Here is a 15416-nt window from a genome sequence, read left to right as displayed (position 1 = left end):
GGCTGGCGTTGCAAGGTTGCATGGTGATCAACTTAGTCTTAATTTAGCGATGTGAGCCGACTAGTGAAGTGGATTTTGGCAATTACCCTGTCGGTGATCGTTTTTGTGGCGTGCTGGTGGAGCTTAGAAGCTGGCGCCGGCTGGGCACAGGGAGACGCCTTGGCCCTAGCGGCAGTACCGTTCAGCTTGGTTTTCGGCGTATTGACCTGGTGGGCTGCTCGAGACCAGGCCCGTCCCGTCCCGCATAGCGCTGACGATATTGATCAACTTCGTTCCCGATACGGCGTCAGGAGAATCAGCGAGGCCGAAGACGGTCTATCTTTGCATGAGCTTCCATTCAACACCTTTGGATTCACCACGCCATGGGCATTGAATGATATATTTGCCGGTTTTGGATTCACCAAGCGGCGGCGAGCTCTCAATTCGATAAAGCATCGGCTCGATTTGGCTTCATCACCAGGCGGCACTGTAGTCCTTGAAGTCCATCACCTTCAAGGCGGGGCCGTCGAGGTAGTTGGCTACACAAGTGCCGAGGAGGCCATCAAACTGTGTAATCCTGTCCGCGCGATCCCGTACGATCTGACCTTGTACATGGACGCCACGAATACCAAGGTCAGGCCTGTTGCAATCCCTGTCTGCCTGATTCGCCGCTGGAAGCAACGGAGTATTCGTGGGCACTATGTGGCAGACGTAACGGTCAACCGTTCCTCTCACCGTCGGTGGCGATGAGTTACTTTACCGCCCGGGGTGGCGCTGGTTGCCGGGACGTTGAAGGACCTCACGTGACATCCACGCCTGACATCAACGGCGACGAACGCCGACAGCCGCCTATGGCCCTTGGTAGCCGGTTAGTCCTTACGGATCCAAGGCATAGCCGGGCAGTGATCGAACTCCTAAAGCGATGGTCAGACGCCGTCGCCGCCGACAGCAGTGACGGCAATGCCGACGGCAACGACAGCGGACGCCAGCGGCACTCAGCAGCCCGGCACGGCGTCGGCGGCGTGTTGGCTGACCGCCACGCCACCATGTGCCCGCATCTTCTAAGCGCTTGGCCGCAGGTTCGAGTCCTGCCGGGGGCGCTCACCCTCAGCCCTCCCCTTGGGAGGGCTTTTTGCTGGTCAGCGCAGGTGCCGGCCGACACGACGAAGCCCCGGACGCCCTCTCGACGATCAAGGGCGGGCTCCGGGGCTGTCCGGCTGTCACCGGGTTTTCGCGGGTGGCTGTGTCGAATACGTGTCGAAGTTCTCGACCGGCGGGAGATCAGCCAGCGCCCGGCTCCTCCTCCGGAAGGCCACCCGCAGCTTCCAGCCGCCGTTTCAGGTCAGGCAGCTGCCCGTCGACGCAGCGGGCGTAGGTGGTTAGGAGCACCGCGACGCTGTTTCCGGCCCACTCGGCCACCTGGACGGGCGGGATGCCGTCGTTGAGCCACTTCGTCAGGCGCGTGTTCCGGTTGTCATAGACGCGCGTGAGGGCCGGATGCCCGGGAACGGTGCGTGTCTCACCCTCCGCACGTCCTTTCAGATCGCGTCGCTCGTGGATCTCCCCCGTGTCGGTCCACTGCTTCCCGACCTCCAGGGTCGCCGTGTGGATCAGCGGCTCGCACCACTGGTCGTCGGCACCTGGCACGGGCAGCGTCACGTCCTCGACGCGCATGGCTACGGCATTCTCAGGCCGGGGCCCGCAGTACAAGGTGGCGACGGCGTTCGTGGTCTTCGTGAGGGCCGTGGACTCCTTGCCCTTGGGCAGTGGGCTGGCCCGCAGGATGCGCCGGCGGACCGCGTACTTCATGGCGACGTTGAGGATGCGGCGGTTGCGTTTCCTGGACCAGGCCGCCGCCTGCTTGCCGTCGAGGCGCGTGTCGATGGCGAGCAGGACCTGGTCGACCTTCTCGGGGTCCTCCCAGGACGAGACGGGCAGGGAGTTCCGCTCGACCCATCGAAGGATGGCCGGCACGTCCCGGGGCGCCTCCGGGCGTCGGTTGGTGTTGAACGCCCATTCGCGCAGAGCGGTGCGTACGGCCGCTGGTGCGAACTGGGTGGGCTTGGCCCGCAGCAGCGCGATGGTGGTCGCGGTCAGGGTCTTGGCCATGTTCTTGCGGCTGTTGCCGCCGAGTTGGGGCCAACGGGCGTCCACGTACTCGACGGCGAACGGAGGGGAAGCCCTCGGCGAGCGCGACGGTGTCGAAGGGCTCGCGCCACTGCAAAAGGCTCTGTTCATGCTGCCGCCGAGAGCCGCCACCGAACTCCAAGGACAGATCGAGCGCCTGCACGCGGTGCTGCTCAGGCGAACGCACCACGACCCAATGACAGATCGACGGCTGAGCGGCCTCCGGGCGAACAGCGCGCCGATCGGGCCGCGGACGACGCGTCCGCGGCCCGATCGCCATGTCACCGTCAGGCCGACGACCGGCAGGGCGAGCTGAGGTAGCAGGTGCCGCAGGAGGTGTAGCCACCGACCACATGGCAGATCTGCCGGTAGTAGAAGCTGTTGCGCTGGCTGCAGTAGCAGATCTTCTCGAAGGTGGTGTCCGCCTGGGCCACGGCCTTGGGCACGAGCCTGCCCAGAATCTTGTCGCCCATCGCCCCCATGAATCCCATCACTGCCGTTTCCTTTCGAGTACGCACTGCCGGAAAGAAGCAGATTCGACCGTAGCAACGGCAGATACGGCGCTTCCTACAGTTCGGATACAGCGAGCGGAAGAGGCCGGTCCGCAAACCGTGTCCAGCGAACCGCCCGATACGCCCATATACACTCAACTTCTACGCGAATTGCAAAGGGCGCGAACAGGGCGCGACGCACCCCCGGGTTTCCCGCGGGGGTAAGAAGAAATACATTGACAGGCAATACGGCGGGCGGGCACGATCACACCGACCGGCGGAACCCACGGGGGGTGTCTGTGCCTGTTCTGTTGATTGCCGTTGGGTTCCTTGTCGGCCTCGCCGGCGCCGTCCTTGCCGCGCTCCGCATACGCGGCCGATACACCGTGGTCACCGTGGAAGGCACCAGCATGGCGCCGACGCTTTCGCCCGGCGACCGGGTGGTGGTGGAACGCCGCACCGTCGACCGGGTGCGGACCGGGGACATCGTCGTACTGCAGCCCCCGCGAAGGACGGGCGACTACGAACCGCTGAGCGACCGCGCATGGAACATCAAGCGGGCCGCCGCGCTTCCCGGGGACCGTATTCCGGAAGGAATACCGGGAGGCGGAGACCTCACCGAGGTCCCGGACGGGCGGCTGGTGGTGCTCGGCGACAATCCGGACAGTATTGATTCCCGTCATCGGGGATTTTTCGAGGCCGACCGGATCATGGGCGTGGCGGTCCGCCGACTGGGCGGCAGTGCTTTATAAAAATCACATACCGGGGGACAGCCACAAGCATGACCGTCGAGTTCCGGGCTCTCGGCCCGCTGGAAATCGTGGACGGTGGCCAGACCGTCCGTATAGCCGCTGACAAACAGCGCACCATTCTCGCGATGCTGGTCGCCCACCGGGGCGGCGTCGTCTCCGTGCCCGCCCTCGTGGAAGAACTCTGGGGCGGCACGCCGCCCCGGTCGGCGGTGCCCAATCTGCGCACGTATGTGATGCAGTTGCGCCGGCTCCTGCCGCCCGCCGCGGACGGCACGCACCCCCGGCTGATCACGTCCCGCTCCGGCTACGCGCTCCGGACGGACGACGGCGAGACCGACATCGCCCGCTTCGAGGCCCTCGTCGAGCGGGCACGGCAGGCGGCGGCCGGGCACGACCTGGCGGGGGCCGCCCGCGCACTGGGCGGCGCCCTGGCACTCTGGCACGGGGCGCCACTGGAGAACGTCGTCAAAGGACCCGCCCTGGAGGGCATCGCGGCGGACCTCACCGAGCGGTACCTGAGCGCGATCGAGGCACAGGCGGACGTGGAACTCGCGCGCGGTACCGGGGCGGCCGTGGTCGACACCCTGCGCCGGGCCGTGCGCCGGCATCCCCTGCGCGAACGGCTGCGCAGCCGCCTGATGCTCGCCCTGCACCACAGCGGCGACACGGCCGGGGCGCTCGCCGCCTTCACCGACGCCCGCGAAACGCTGCGCAACGAACTCGGCCTGGACCCGGGGCCGGAGCTGTGCCGCACCCAACAGGCCGTGCTGCGCCGGGAACCGGATCCGACGTCCGTCCCGGAGGTCACCGCCCTGACGACGGCGCGGCCCGCGCACCCGGCCACCGGTACGGTGCCGCGCCAGCTCCCCCGGGCTCCCGGGCCGTTCGCCGGACGGGCGCACGAGACGTCCCTGGTGCGGGACGCTCTGCGCACCCGGGACGGGACGACCGCCGGGGCGCCGGTCGTGGTGCTGCACGGGCCGGCCGGACGCGGGAAGTCGGCGCTGGCCCTGCACGTCGCCCACCGGGCCGCCGCGGACTACCCCGACGGCCAGCTCTACGTCGATCTCGACAGCCCGCGGGCCGGCGCCGGCCCCCTGACCCCGGTCACCGTGCTGCGCCACTTCCTCCGCTCGCTCGGCATGCCCAGGGCGGACGTGCCGACCGCCCTCTCCGAGGTCTCGGCCTACTACCAGTCCATGGTCGCGGGTCGGCGCGTCCTCGTGGTCGTCGACAACGCCTTCCACCGCGGCCAGGTCCTTCCGCTGCTGCCCGCAGGCCCGGGGTGCGCGGTGCTGGTCACGAGCCGGAGCGTCCTGCCCGCGCTGGACGCGGTGCATGTGCCGGTGGACCCCCTGGACGAAACGGACTCCGTCCGCCTGCTGTCCCTGCTGGCCGGGGACGCGCGCGTCACCGCGGAGCCCCGGGCGGCGCGGGAGATCGCACGGCTCTGCCACGGAAACCCCCTCGCGCTCAGCATCGCGGGGGCCCGCTGCGCCGGCCGCCCGCAGGGGAGCCTCGCCGGACTCGCCGCCCGGCTGCGCGACCCGGCGCGCACCCTCGACGAATTACGGGTCGCCGACCTGACGATGCGCTCGTCGTACGCCAGGAGCTACCGGGAGCTGTCCGCCCACGACCCCGAACACCGCGCCGCCGCACGGGCGTTCCGCCGGCTGTGCACCCTCGGGGCGTCCTTCAGCGCGACGCGCGCCGCCGAGGCCATCGGCGCCGCCCTGCCTGCCACCGAGCGGGCCCTGGACTGCCTAGTGACCGTCGGGCTGCTCACTCCGGTGGCGCGCGAGGGGTTCCGGATGCCTGATCTCGCGGGCCTGTACGCGCGAGAGCTCGCCGCCCGCGACCAGGTCCGCCACAGGGAGCCGGTGCTCAGCCGATCGGCGATATGACCGCGTGCGACGGCTCCGCCGCCGGGGCCCCGGGCCGGTCCGCCACGTCCGGACGAGCCGGTGCGTCCACGGCCTCGGGTGCGTCCGGGGCGTCCGGGGTGCGATAGCCCTCGGCCTGGATGGCGAACAGACGCGCGTACTCGCCCTCCCCGGCCATGAGCTGCTCGTGCGTTCCCCTTTCCACGATCCGGCCGCCCTCCAGCACGACGATCGCGTCCGCCTCGCGGACCGCGCCGAGCCGGTGGGAGACGAGCAGGCTGGTGCGCCCCGCCCGGTGTTCGCGCAGCCGGGCGTGGATCTCCGCCTCCGCCTGGGCGTCCAGGCCGGCACTGGGCTCGTCCAGGATCAGCAGGTCCCGGTCGTCGCGCAGCAGGGTGCGGGCGAGCGCGAGCCGCTGCCACTGGCCGCCGGAGAGCACGACCCCGGACTGCGGGTCGTCCTCGGCCTGGTCGGCGAATATGCGGCTGAGCATGGTGTCGTAGCCACGGGGCAGCCGCTCCACGGTGGCGTCGGCATCGGCGAGCCGGGCGGCCTCGCGCAGTCGCGGACGGTCGTCGAGCGCCTGGAGTTCCCCGACGCCGATGTTCTCCGCGGCCGTCAGGTCGTAACACATGTAGTCCTGGAACAACACGCCCATACGACGGCGCAGTTCGGCCGGCGGCACGTCGCGGATGTCCACTCCGTCCCAGTAGATCGCCCCTTGGGTCGGATCGTAGAAACGGCAGAGCAGTTTGATCAGGGTGCTTTTCCCCGCGCCGTTCAGCCCGACGAGGGCGACCGCGGTTCCGTGCGGGACGGTCAGGTCGACGCCCCGGAGAATCCACGGATGGTCCTCGGCGTACCGGAACCAGACGCCGCGCAGTTCGATGCCCCGGCGCAGGGCCGGCAGTCGCCCCGAAGGGTCCGCCGACGGCAGGTCGTCGGGGAGCGACATCACCTTGTCGTGGTACCCGAAGACGAGCAGCGCCTCGTGCGCCATCGCGACGTTGTCCACCAGACCGGTCAGGGCGGCCTGGGTACCGGCCACAGCGGCGACGAACGCCGTCACGTCGCCCACGCTCAGGGCCCCGGTCGTGGCGGCCCGCACCGCCCACACGAGTCCCAGTCCCGCGACCACCGTGGACAGCAGCGCGAGGAGGGACTGCGTCCGCGCCTCCTGGCGGTCGAGCCGCTGTTCACCCTCCTGCCGGATCGCGAGCTCCGTGAGCATGCGCCCCTTGAGGAAGTCGCCGAGGCCGAACAGCCGGGTCTCCATCGCGCTGCGGACGTCGGTGAGAAGCAGCGAGTAGAAGACCTGGCGGCGGACCGCGGGGGAGACTCCCGCGAGCATGCCGACCCTGCGCCGGGACAGGGAGAGCCGCGCGAGGAGCGCGGGGACGGCGGCCACCGTGACGAGTACGGCCATCGACGGGCTCAGCAGCGCCAGCGTCCCGAGCAGGCTCACGAGCGTGATGACGTTGCGCGCGGTGTCGAACAGGCCCGTGGTGACGGGGCCGAGCCCGCCCCCGGACGCCTGCATGGCCATGTTGAGGTCGTTACGGAACCCGGGGTTCTCGAACCGGGACAGCCCCTGCAGCCGGTTGACGGCGCCGTACAGGCGGTCCTGCATCAAGCGGTCCAGCCGGCGGCCCAGTTCGTTCTGCAGGTAACCGCTCAGGTGCGGCAGCGCACCGGCCGCGAGGCCCACGGCGGCCAGACCCGCCGCCAACTCCAGCACGTGGTCGGGTCGTCCGCCGACCAGGTCGTCCACGACGAGTTTCGTCAGCCATGCCGTGGCGGTGGGCAGCAGGCCGAGGACGACGGTGACGAGCGAGTACGCCAGCGCGTGCCACGGTCCCGCCCGCCAGCACATCGACCAGGCGACCCCGAGGTGCCGCACGGTCCGCCTCGGCCCCGCCGTGACCGCCCGCCCGGTGGGCCCGGCCTGCGGTCCGTTCTCCACGCTCACGCCGCCGGGGCCGGCTCGGGCAGCTCGGCCAGCTCGGTGGACGCCTGCACCACGGAGCCCTCCCCGTCGACCAGGACGAAGGTGGGGAAGGCCTGGATGCCCATGTCGTCGGCCACGGCGTGGGCGTCCTCACCCCGGATCACCGCCGTGTCCGGACCCACCGCGGCGACCAGCTCGTCGGCGCGCGCCCCGTCGCCCGACACCACCGCCAGCGCCCCGTACCGGCGGGCCCGGACGGCGAACTTCGGCGCGTGGTCGTGGCAGGTGTCGCACTGCGCGTCGAAGAAGGCCACGAGGGTGGCGCCGGATGCCTGGGCGGCTTCCGGAAGCCGGTGGCCCACCAGCATGCCCGGGTCGTACGAGGAGAAGCCGGGCCGACCCGCCAGCCGTTCGAGTTCCGCGGTGTGCTCGCGCAGCCGGCGCAGCACCGCGAAGGTGAGGAGCAGGTCGAACAGGCACAGCACACCGACCAGGACGACGGCGGCAATCAGAAAAGGCATGAAGGGGACCTCACTTGTGGACGGCGCGTGGACGGGCGGCGACCGGGGCCGGCCGGCCGGTGCGGAAGAGGGCGGCCAGGTCGTCGAGCCGGGCGACCAGCAGGGCCGCGATGATCGCCGCGACCGCAGCGACCGCGCCGCCGCCGGCGTGAGCCGGCCATCCGGCGGCGGGCAGCGCGGTCATCACCGCGAAGCCGGCCGCGCCCGTTCCGGCCAGGATCAGGTTGCGGACCACGTGCAGCGGTCCCAGCGGAGTGGCCGATGCTCCGAAGCAACGGCACGGGGCGCGGCGTCCGCCGCGCAGTGCCATCACGATGCCCGCGGTGAAGGCGAGCAGCAGGAGCACCGCGGCCGCCAGCCCCAGGGGCGCCGTTCGCGGGGGCACGAGCAGCAGAAGTACCGCGACTTCTCCGGCGATCACCGCGGCGCCCGCCGCCCTCGACACCTTCCGGGGAAAGAGCCGCAGGTCAGTGATCGACCGGGCGAACGAGGCGAAGGCGGTCCTGCTGCGCACCTTTCCGGCGAGCGCCAGCAGAAAGACACCGAACAAGAGAATCCGGCATGCGAAAGCGACGTAGGTCATGCGCGAAGTCCTCGTATGTGGGGCACGGGAGCGGACGGCCCGGACGCGTGCCAGCGCCGCCCACCCCGCACTCGTGTTCTGTCAGCAGCCGATGTAGCGGACGTTCTCGCACTTTCCGCACGAGGTCCGTCCGCCCACCACGTGACACAGGCGGTAGATCTTGCGCCAGTCGGCGGTGCAGTAGCAGTAGTCCCACCAGCTGGTGTCCGCGGACGCGGACGCCTTCGGCACGAAACGCTCGAGCACCCGGTCGGCGACCTTGCTCAATGACGGCATCATGAGTTCCCCTCCTCCTTTCGGCAGACGGTACGCACGGGCCATAGACCGGCCCGTACAGCGGACATACAGCGGCCGCCGGGCCCGCGCCGGTACGGGAGTCCGGGGCGGGGCCCGGGGCCGGCTCCTCAGCTTCCGGCCGGGAGCGTCACGCTGCTGAGCCCGGTCCTTACGGTCATCCGCGTGCCGGGCGGAGTGGTGCAGCGTGTAGCCGTGGTCGGTGGAGATCAGCACCACGCCGAGCCGGTGCCCCATCTCGACGGCGTAGTCCTGGGGCTGCATGGCCCAGCGCAGCCGGCCTGATGCGGTGTTGGTGGATTCCGGGTTCGTTGCGCGGGTCCCGTGAGTCGTGTTTGGCTCGCCCGATGAACTTTCTGTTGACGGCGAGTGGCCTGCGTAACGAGACGCTGCGGGATGCGCTGCGGGACATGCTGGGTAGGCCGTTCGGATCGGCGAACGCCGTGTACGTTCCCACGGCATCGGTCGCCGAGTCCGGGGACCACGGGTGGTTCCTCGCGGACATGAACCGGGTGCACGGACTCGGCTGGCGGGAGTTCGACGTCCTGGAGCTGAATGGACTGCCCCGGCAGATGGTCCTCGACCGGCTGCTCCACGCCGACGTCATCTATGCCGGGGGCGGCAACCATTACCACCTCGCGCGCAGCATCACCGGCAACGGCCTGACCGACGGCTTCCTGGAAGCGCTGGAGAGCCGGGTCTATGTGGGGTTCAGCGCCGGATCAATGATCTTCAGCCGTCATCTCACCGAACACTCGGCCGACGTCATCGGGGACACCACTGACCTCCACGTGCTCGGCGCGGCGACCGTGGAGCCGCCGTTCGGCCTCTTCGACTGGTATCTCAAGCCTCACCTGTACTCGCCGGACTTCCCCGAGCGGGACGACGCCTGGGCTGATCGCATCGCTGCGCGCGCGGACTTCCCGATCTACTTCATCGACGACGAGACGGCCGTTCGAGTCAGGGACAACGAGGTGGAAGTCATCTCTGAAGGGCGGTGGCGGTTCCATCCGTGACCACGGCATGCGCGTGGGGCCCCGGGTGCCGCCTGCCATGCGCCGTCCCCTACGTGTGCCGGATGAGGAACGCGGCGGGTCGTGGGAGTACTGCCGCCGGAAGGGCGTCGGTGTGCACGGGTCACGGAGGCTCGGGTGGCCAGTCGGTCAGGCGCGCTCGGGCTCGCGGCTGATCAAACGGGGATCCAGTCGGGCCACCGGGGCGGGACGTTGCCTGCGGGGCAGAGGCCGGAGTCGCCGGGGTAGCCGTCCAGTGTTCCCCGGCTCGCGAAGAACCACCAGGCGAGTCCGACCGTCGCGGCGACCACCAGCAGTGTCGGCAGTGCGGCACGGACTGCCCTCGGCACGCTGGGCACCAGGCGCTTGCCGAGGGCCCGTGCCAGGAGTCCGACCAGTGCTTCGCCTCCCACCAGCAGAGGGAGCAGGAGGTTGAGCTCGAAGCGCCCGCCGGGGTCGTAGCCCGCGTCGCAGTAGGCGCGGGCCCAGACCTTCAGTGACCAGGCGGCGCCCCCCATGGCGGCTCCGAACAGCGCGGAGCCCGCCCAGGGGAGACAGGAGTCGGATTCCGGCTGCACTGTGTTCACGACATGACACGACACCGGACACACGACGCACGGTTCCGCCATGGGCGAGTGAGTGTCCGACCGCGTGACCGGCGACTCCTTCTCAGCGCAGTTGCTCGGCCAGTCCGACGATGACGCCCTCCGGGCCGCGGACGTAGCAGAGCAGATAGCTGTCCTCGAACCGGGCGATCCGGCCCAGGAGTTCCGCGCCGTGGGGGCGCAGGCGGGCGACGGTGTCCTCGATGTCGTCGACGGCGAACATGACGCGGTGCGTGCCCAGGATGTTGTGCGGCCGGTCGCGCGGACCGGCGCTGATGGCCGCGGGGCTGCGGTACTTCGCCAGCTCCAGCCTGCTGTGTCCGTCCGGGGTACGGACCATCGCGATGTCACAGCGGACGCCTTCGAGCCCGGTGCACTGGTCGGCGAAGGGGCCCTCGATCTCCGCCCTGCCCTCCAGCTCCATACCGAGTTCCACGAAGAACGCGATGGCGGCGTCCAGGTCCTCGACGACGATGCCTACGTTGTCCATCCGCTGAATCGCCATGCCGGCCTCTCCTGTCCTGCTTCCTGGTGCGGCCGGTGCCGGCCGCTGATGTCCCTGGGACGGAGCCGGTGGCACGTTCTCGACATCCCCGGGCCGCGGACTGCCCCCGACCTCTGCTCGGCGGCCCGGCTGTGCTCCGGGGACGTTGTGAGGCAGCGCGGGTCGGTGGCGGAGTCGGAGAGACGTTACCGGCTGCCCTCGGTGCTTCAGGCGGCCGACGCGGGAAATCGCGTGGCGGCGCGGGCGCGGAGAGGCGGAGACTCGGGGCGTGGCTGACATGGGGGCGTTGCGGGATGCGGTCGGTGTGTGGGCGGCCGGTGGGGACGGTGAGCGCGCGCGGGAGCTGGCCGGGCAGGTGTCCGTGCGGGTGGCCGTGCTGCTCGAAGGGCCGAGCGACGTCGCTGCCGTCGACGCTCTCGCGGCGCGCCGGGGGCGGGACTTGGCGGCCGAAGGCGTCTGCGTGGTGTCGATGGGCGGCGCCATGAGCGTCGGGCACTTCGCCCGGGTCCTCGGACCGCCCGGTCTCGGGCTGCGGCTCACGGGGCTCTGCGACGAGGCGGAACGTGGTCACTACGTCCGCGGGTTGGAGCGGGCCGGTGCCGCGTGGCAGGGGTGCTTCGTCTGCGCGGCGGATCTGGAGGACGAGCTGATCCGCGCGCTGGGCGTGACAAGGGTGGCGGAGCTCGTCCGGGCGGAGGGCGACGAGCGGGCACTGCAGACCTTCCTGCGCCAGCCCGCGCAGCAGGACCGCACCGCGCAGCAGCGGTTGCGGCGCTTCTTCGGCACGAAGAAGGGGCGGAAGATCCACTACGGGCGGGTGCTGGTGGAGGCTCTCGACGCCGATCGCGTTCCGGCGCCGCTCGACGGTCTGCTCGCCGCTCTCTGACGGGCGGGACGCAGCCGCGCGGGGCCACGACGTCGGGCCACGACGTGGGGGCCACCACGTGGGGCCCCCTGACCGAGTCCACCGCCCAGATCCGCCGCCCGGCTCCCTCGAGTCCGCCGCGGCTCCCCCGCGCTCAGACTCCGGCGCCCCGTCGTTCGCCCCGCGTCGCCGTCGTGATCACGGCGGACACGACCGTGGTCGCGGCGAGGCTGCCCAGCATGACCATGCCCACGCCGACCACGAAGAGGCCGCTGGAGTCGTCCGACCAGTCGTAGTACGCGGCGGCGGTCAGGCCTGCCGAGGTGCCGAGCACCGCGGCGGCGACGTGGTCACGGAACGCCGCCCAGCACACCGGTACCAGGAGGGTCAGCACGAGCCCGATGACCTGCCACGCCTCGTACGGGCCGGTCGTCGAGCCGTCGGGGTGGACGTCCCGGTGCTGGTCCCAGCCCAGCCAGGCCGCCCACAAGGCCATCGACACGCCGGCCAGGACGAGGACCGACAACAGCTGGAGGGCGGGCTTCCGCGGTTCTCTGCTCATGGGTCAAGCGTCGCGGCCCGCCCCGGTACGCGAACAGGGCGCTGGTACTCAGGTCCACCCGAGTACATCAGCGCCCCGTCCGCCGGGTCTTCCGCTCAGGCCGCCAGTTCCGGCGTCGCCTCCTCGGCGCGCTCCGCCGCCGCCTTCGCGGCCAGGGCGTTCGCGGCGGCGTTGAAGCGCTCCATGGAGGTCGGGTGGTCCGGGCCCAGGACGTACTCCTTGAGGGTGCGGCGGTCCAGGGCCATGGGGTCGGTGTGCGGGGCACGGACGGAGTCGAGGATCTCCGTGAGGCGGGCGCACTCGCTGTCGAGGAGGTAGGCGCCGCCGGCCGTGGTGTAGGCCGCCCGGAACTCGTGGTCGGGCAGGTCGTGGGCGTTGGTCAGGACGTACGGCTTGAGGCTGGCGACGAAGTCGGCGACGACCGAGGAGACGTCGCTGATGAGCATGTCCGCCTGGTTGAAGCACTCGTAGAGGGTGGGGAGCTGCTTGAGGATCACGTTGTGGCGGACCGGGCCCTGGGCCTCCCAGAAGATCCGGTGCCACTCGGCGCGCAGCTCCTGCCATTCGGCCGCCGCCGCGCGGTCCGGCACCCGCGCCTCGCGCATCTGCTCGGCGTCGTCTCCGCCGAGCCGGCCGGACAGCTCGTCGAGGCGGGCCTGGATCTCCTTCAGCCGGGGCTTGGCGGCGGCCGCCGCGGCCTCCGCCTCGGCGGCGCCGCGCCGCTCGTTGTCGGTGCGCAGCAGTTCGCGGATCGCCTTGTCGGCCGCGGCCGCCTCGGCCGAGCGCTTGCCGGTGAGCGGGTGCGGCTTGTAGACGACCCGGACGTTCTCCGCGAGGAGCTTCTCGATCAGGCGTACGCCCATCGGGATGAGCGAGGTGTGGCAGTCGTCGTCGCTCCAGCCCTCCCACGTGGGCGCGTACAGGACGACGGGCAGCGGGCCGGGCGTGTGGTCGGCGTGCAGCCGGATCGGCGAGAGCTGGGGACGGCCCACCTCCACGATGGCGCTGTCGCTGATAGCGTGCCGCACCCGCTGGTAGCGGTCGCGGCCGGCCCGGCCGGCCACCCAGATCTCGTCGTACACCTTGCTGACCCGGTTGCTGCTGGCGAGTTTGTCGCTGTCGCCGTGGCCGATGAAGACGTGCTTGGCCTCGGCCACCCGCAGCATGTGCACGTTCTTGCCCGCGTTGCCCGGGTAGAGCACGACGCGCACCCCGGACAGCTCGAGTTCGGCCAGGTCGTCGGCCTTGGGGACGCAGACCACCGGGATCCAGGTGCGGCTGAGGTAACGGAACGAGGCCCGTTCCCGGAGGATGATCACCGGGCGCATGTCGAGCTGCTCCAGCGTCTCGATCCACATGTTCACCTGGTACATGAAGTCACGGGAGACGGACGCGAAGCTGAAGTAGAGCGCGACCTCCGGGCGGTACCCGGCGAGCTGCCGGTTGACCTCGGCGAACACCTCGTCCTGCGCGGGCATGCGCAGGACCCTGCGGTACTGGTCCAGCAGCGCGACGACGGCCGCCACGGTCACGCCGACGGTGACGGCGAAGGCCCCGTACGCCGGCTGCCAGGAGCCGACCGCCAGCGCGACGAGGAGTCCGGCGTGGGCCGGCAGGTCGAGGTGGAGGAGCTTGCGCAGGAAGCGCCGGTAGAGGAGGGCGGGCGGCTGCTTGGGTATGGGCAGCCCGCTCAGGTCCAGGTTGCGCACGACCAGCGGCATCACCCGGCGCCTGCGGACGGCGTGGTGCACCGCCGTGTACAGCATCATCATCGCGAAGTGGGCGCTGAAGACGGCGAGCGCCGCCACCAGGACCGCCTCCGGCGCGTCCATCCGGGTGGCCAGCGCGAGCAGCATCACCGTGCGCACCGCGAACCGCAGCGGCCTGGTGAGCTGCAGCGCCGCGAGCCTGCGCACGAAACCGGGAGCCCGGGAGTGCAGCACCTCGTCCACGACGTACGTCACCGTCGACGCCACGGCGAAGCCCCGCCAGTCGGGCAGCAGCGCGAAGACGGGCAGCGCGGCGAAGCCTGCGCCGAGCAGGAGCACGAGAAGCAGCTCGGTCACCCCGCGCACGCGCAGGGCACCGCACAACCGACGGATCGTCATGGTCAAGGTTTCCTCTTCCGGGCAGGCGTGCACGTTGGGGGCAAACGCCGTTGTTCGTCGGTTCGACCTCGGAAGGGGGTGAAGAGTTGTACACCAGAACGAAAGAAGCAGTTCAGGTTCCGTTTGCCTGGGTATTCGAATGAGTTCGGGCCTTCCGACCGGCAGGTAGGGTCGCCGTGGGGAAGGGAGAGATCACGTGCGACTTCGCTGCGCGGTGCTGGACGACTACCAGGGGGTGGCCACCACCTCCGCCGACTGGTCGGTGCTCGGGGACCGGGTGGAGGTCGTCGCGCTGCGCGAGCACCTGGAGGGCGAGGACGCCCTGGCCGCGGCCCTCGCCGGCTACGACATCGTCGTCACCCTGCGCGAGCGCGTCCCCTTCCCCGGTTCGCTGATCGCCCGCCTGCCCCGGCTGAGGCTGCTCGTCGCCTCCGGGATGCGCAACAGCGTCATCGACTACGCCGCCGCCGAGACGCACGGCGTCACCGTGTGCGGTACGGCGAGTTCGTCTACGCCCCCTGTGGAGCTGACCTGGGCGCTGCTGCTGGGCCTGGCCCGCGGGATCGTCGAGGAGAACGGCGCGCTGCGCTCGGGCGGGCCCTGGCAGTCCACCGTCGGCGCCGATCTGCACGGGCGCCGGCTCGGTCTGCTCGGACTCGGGAAGATCGGCAGCCGGGTGGCGCGGGTCGGGCTCGCCTTCGGCATGCGGGTGAGCGCCTGGAGCCGGAACCTGACGGAGGAGCGGGCCGAGGAGGCCGGCGTGGAACTGGCCGCCGGCAAGGAGGACCTGCTGGCGAACAGCGACTTCGTCTCCGTCCACCTCGCCCTCGGCGAACGCACCCGCGGACTGATCGGCGCCGCCGAGCTCGCCCTCATGAAGCCGACCGCCTACCTGGTCAACACCTCCCGTGCGGCGATCGTGGACCAGGACGCCCTGCTGGCCGCGCTGCGCGAGGGGCGGATCGCCGGGGCCGGCGTCGACGTCTTCGACCTCGAGCCGCTGCCCGCGTCCCACCCGATGCGCACCGCGCCCCGCCTGCTCGCCACACCTCACCTCGGCTATGTCTCACAGGCCAACTACGCGACGTACTACGGCCAGGCGGTGGAGGACATCCAGGCGTACCTGGCGGGTACGCCGGTACGCCGGCTGCCCTGACGCTCGCGGGTACGGCGGCTGCGG

The 15416-nt window shown here is 70.6% G+C and carries 16 protein-coding genes; 6 read left to right on the top strand and 10 right to left on the bottom strand.

The genetic code is table 11. From position 1 onward, the window contains the following. Positions 1 to 63 precede the first annotated feature (63 nt). Positions 64 to 729, top strand: a complete 666-nt coding sequence (locus tag ACFYU0_RS09910; protein ID WP_389299319.1) for a hypothetical protein — start codon at positions 64 to 66, stop codon at positions 727 to 729. A gap of 531 nt (positions 730 to 1260) precedes the next feature. Here the strand turns inward: ACFYU0_RS09910 and ACFYU0_RS09905 are convergent. After that, the gene (locus ACFYU0_RS09905) at positions 1261 to 2088 is read right to left on the bottom strand and encodes a hypothetical protein (RefSeq protein WP_389299316.1); all 828 of its coding nucleotides are present in this window, start codon (positions 2086 to 2088) and stop codon (positions 1261 to 1263) included. A gap of 305 nt (positions 2089 to 2393) precedes the next feature. Next, positions 2394 to 2597: a hypothetical protein gene (locus ACFYU0_RS09900; RefSeq protein ID WP_351659098.1), complete on the bottom strand. Its 204-nt coding sequence runs from the start codon at positions 2595 to 2597 to the stop codon at positions 2394 to 2396. A gap of 299 nt (positions 2598 to 2896) precedes the next feature. On the opposite strand from ACFYU0_RS09900, the gene ACFYU0_RS09895 reads away from it, so the two are divergent. Together ACFYU0_RS09895 and ACFYU0_RS09890 are read left to right on the top strand one after the other, a co-directional pair. Beyond that, positions 2897 to 3349 (top strand): S26 family signal peptidase, encoded by a 453-nt coding sequence (locus ACFYU0_RS09895; protein ID WP_351659095.1) that lies wholly within the window; start codon positions 2897 to 2899, stop codon positions 3347 to 3349. Positions 3350 to 3378: 29 nt separating this feature from the next. Beyond that, positions 3379 to 5253, top strand: a complete 1875-nt coding sequence (locus ACFYU0_RS09890) for a BTAD domain-containing putative transcriptional regulator (protein ID WP_389299313.1) — start codon at positions 3379 to 3381, stop codon at positions 5251 to 5253. Here the strand turns inward: ACFYU0_RS09890 and ACFYU0_RS09885 are convergent. The 4 genes from ACFYU0_RS09885 to ACFYU0_RS09870 all read right to left on the bottom strand — a co-directional run bounded on the left by ACFYU0_RS09885 (position 5234) and on the right by ACFYU0_RS09870 (position 8563). Beyond that, complete coding sequence (locus tag ACFYU0_RS09885; protein WP_389299311.1) at positions 5234 to 7201, bottom strand: ABC transporter ATP-binding protein; 1968 nt, start codon at positions 7199 to 7201, stop codon at positions 5234 to 5236. The genes ACFYU0_RS09890 and ACFYU0_RS09885 overlap by 20 nt on opposite strands. Then, complete coding sequence (locus tag ACFYU0_RS09880) at positions 7198 to 7701, bottom strand: TlpA family protein disulfide reductase (RefSeq protein WP_389299308.1); 504 nt, start codon at positions 7699 to 7701, stop codon at positions 7198 to 7200. Before ACFYU0_RS09880 ends, ACFYU0_RS09885 begins: the two co-directional genes overlap by 4 nt. A 10-nt stretch (positions 7702 to 7711) precedes the next feature. Continuing rightward, positions 7712 to 8284, bottom strand: coding sequence for a MauE/DoxX family redox-associated membrane protein (locus tag ACFYU0_RS09875; protein WP_389299306.1), 573 nt, complete (start codon positions 8282 to 8284; stop codon positions 7712 to 7714). 81 nt (positions 8285 to 8365) lie between these two features. Continuing rightward, positions 8366 to 8563 (bottom strand): hypothetical protein, encoded by a 198-nt coding sequence (locus ACFYU0_RS09870; protein ID WP_351659082.1) that lies wholly within the window; start codon positions 8561 to 8563, stop codon positions 8366 to 8368. A gap of 362 nt (positions 8564 to 8925) precedes the next feature. Here ACFYU0_RS09870 and ACFYU0_RS09865 point away from each other — a divergent pair, with 362 nt between their 5' ends. Beyond that, the gene (locus ACFYU0_RS09865) at positions 8926 to 9594 is read left to right on the top strand and encodes a Type 1 glutamine amidotransferase-like domain-containing protein (protein WP_389299927.1); all 669 of its coding nucleotides are present in this window, start codon (positions 8926 to 8928) and stop codon (positions 9592 to 9594) included. Between the two features lie 173 nt (positions 9595 to 9767). Here ACFYU0_RS09865 and ACFYU0_RS09860 read toward each other — a convergent pair whose 3' ends face one another. Both ACFYU0_RS09860 and ACFYU0_RS09855 read right to left on the bottom strand, forming a co-directional pair. After that, positions 9768 to 10178: a hypothetical protein gene (locus tag ACFYU0_RS09860; protein WP_389299303.1), complete on the bottom strand. Its 411-nt coding sequence runs from the start codon at positions 10176 to 10178 to the stop codon at positions 9768 to 9770. Between the two features lie 82 nt (positions 10179 to 10260). Next, the gene (locus tag ACFYU0_RS09855) at positions 10261 to 10701 is read right to left on the bottom strand and encodes a VOC family protein (protein WP_351659074.1); all 441 of its coding nucleotides are present in this window, start codon (positions 10699 to 10701) and stop codon (positions 10261 to 10263) included. 268 nt (positions 10702 to 10969) lie between these two features. Here ACFYU0_RS09855 and ACFYU0_RS09850 point away from each other — a divergent pair, with 268 nt between their 5' ends. After that, positions 10970 to 11587: a TOPRIM nucleotidyl transferase/hydrolase domain-containing protein gene (locus ACFYU0_RS09850; RefSeq protein WP_389299300.1), complete on the top strand. Its 618-nt coding sequence runs from the start codon at positions 10970 to 10972 to the stop codon at positions 11585 to 11587. Positions 11588 to 11720: 133 nt separating this feature from the next. Here the strand turns inward: ACFYU0_RS09850 and ACFYU0_RS09845 are convergent, their stop codons facing one another. Both ACFYU0_RS09845 and ACFYU0_RS09840 read right to left on the bottom strand, forming a co-directional pair. Beyond that, positions 11721 to 12128 (bottom strand): hypothetical protein, encoded by a 408-nt coding sequence (locus tag ACFYU0_RS09845; protein ID WP_389299297.1) that lies wholly within the window; start codon positions 12126 to 12128, stop codon positions 11721 to 11723. Positions 12129 to 12223: 95 nt separating this feature from the next. Then, positions 12224 to 14236, bottom strand: a complete 2013-nt coding sequence (locus tag ACFYU0_RS09840) for a hypothetical protein (RefSeq protein WP_389299294.1) — start codon at positions 14234 to 14236, stop codon at positions 12224 to 12226. A 196-nt stretch (positions 14237 to 14432) separates the two neighbouring features. Between ACFYU0_RS09840 and ACFYU0_RS09835 the strand changes: the two genes are divergently transcribed. Beyond that, positions 14433 to 15392, top strand: a complete 960-nt coding sequence (locus tag ACFYU0_RS09835) for a D-2-hydroxyacid dehydrogenase family protein (RefSeq protein ID WP_389299290.1) — start codon at positions 14433 to 14435, stop codon at positions 15390 to 15392. Positions 15393 to 15416: the final 24 nt, after the last annotated feature.

It is taken from the genome of Streptomyces sp. NPDC003720 (genome assembly GCF_042875075.1).
In the GTDB taxonomy this organism is placed as follows: Bacteria; Actinomycetota; Actinomycetes; order Streptomycetales; family Streptomycetaceae; genus Streptomyces.
This window is presented reverse-complemented; position numbering and strand designations above follow the sequence as displayed.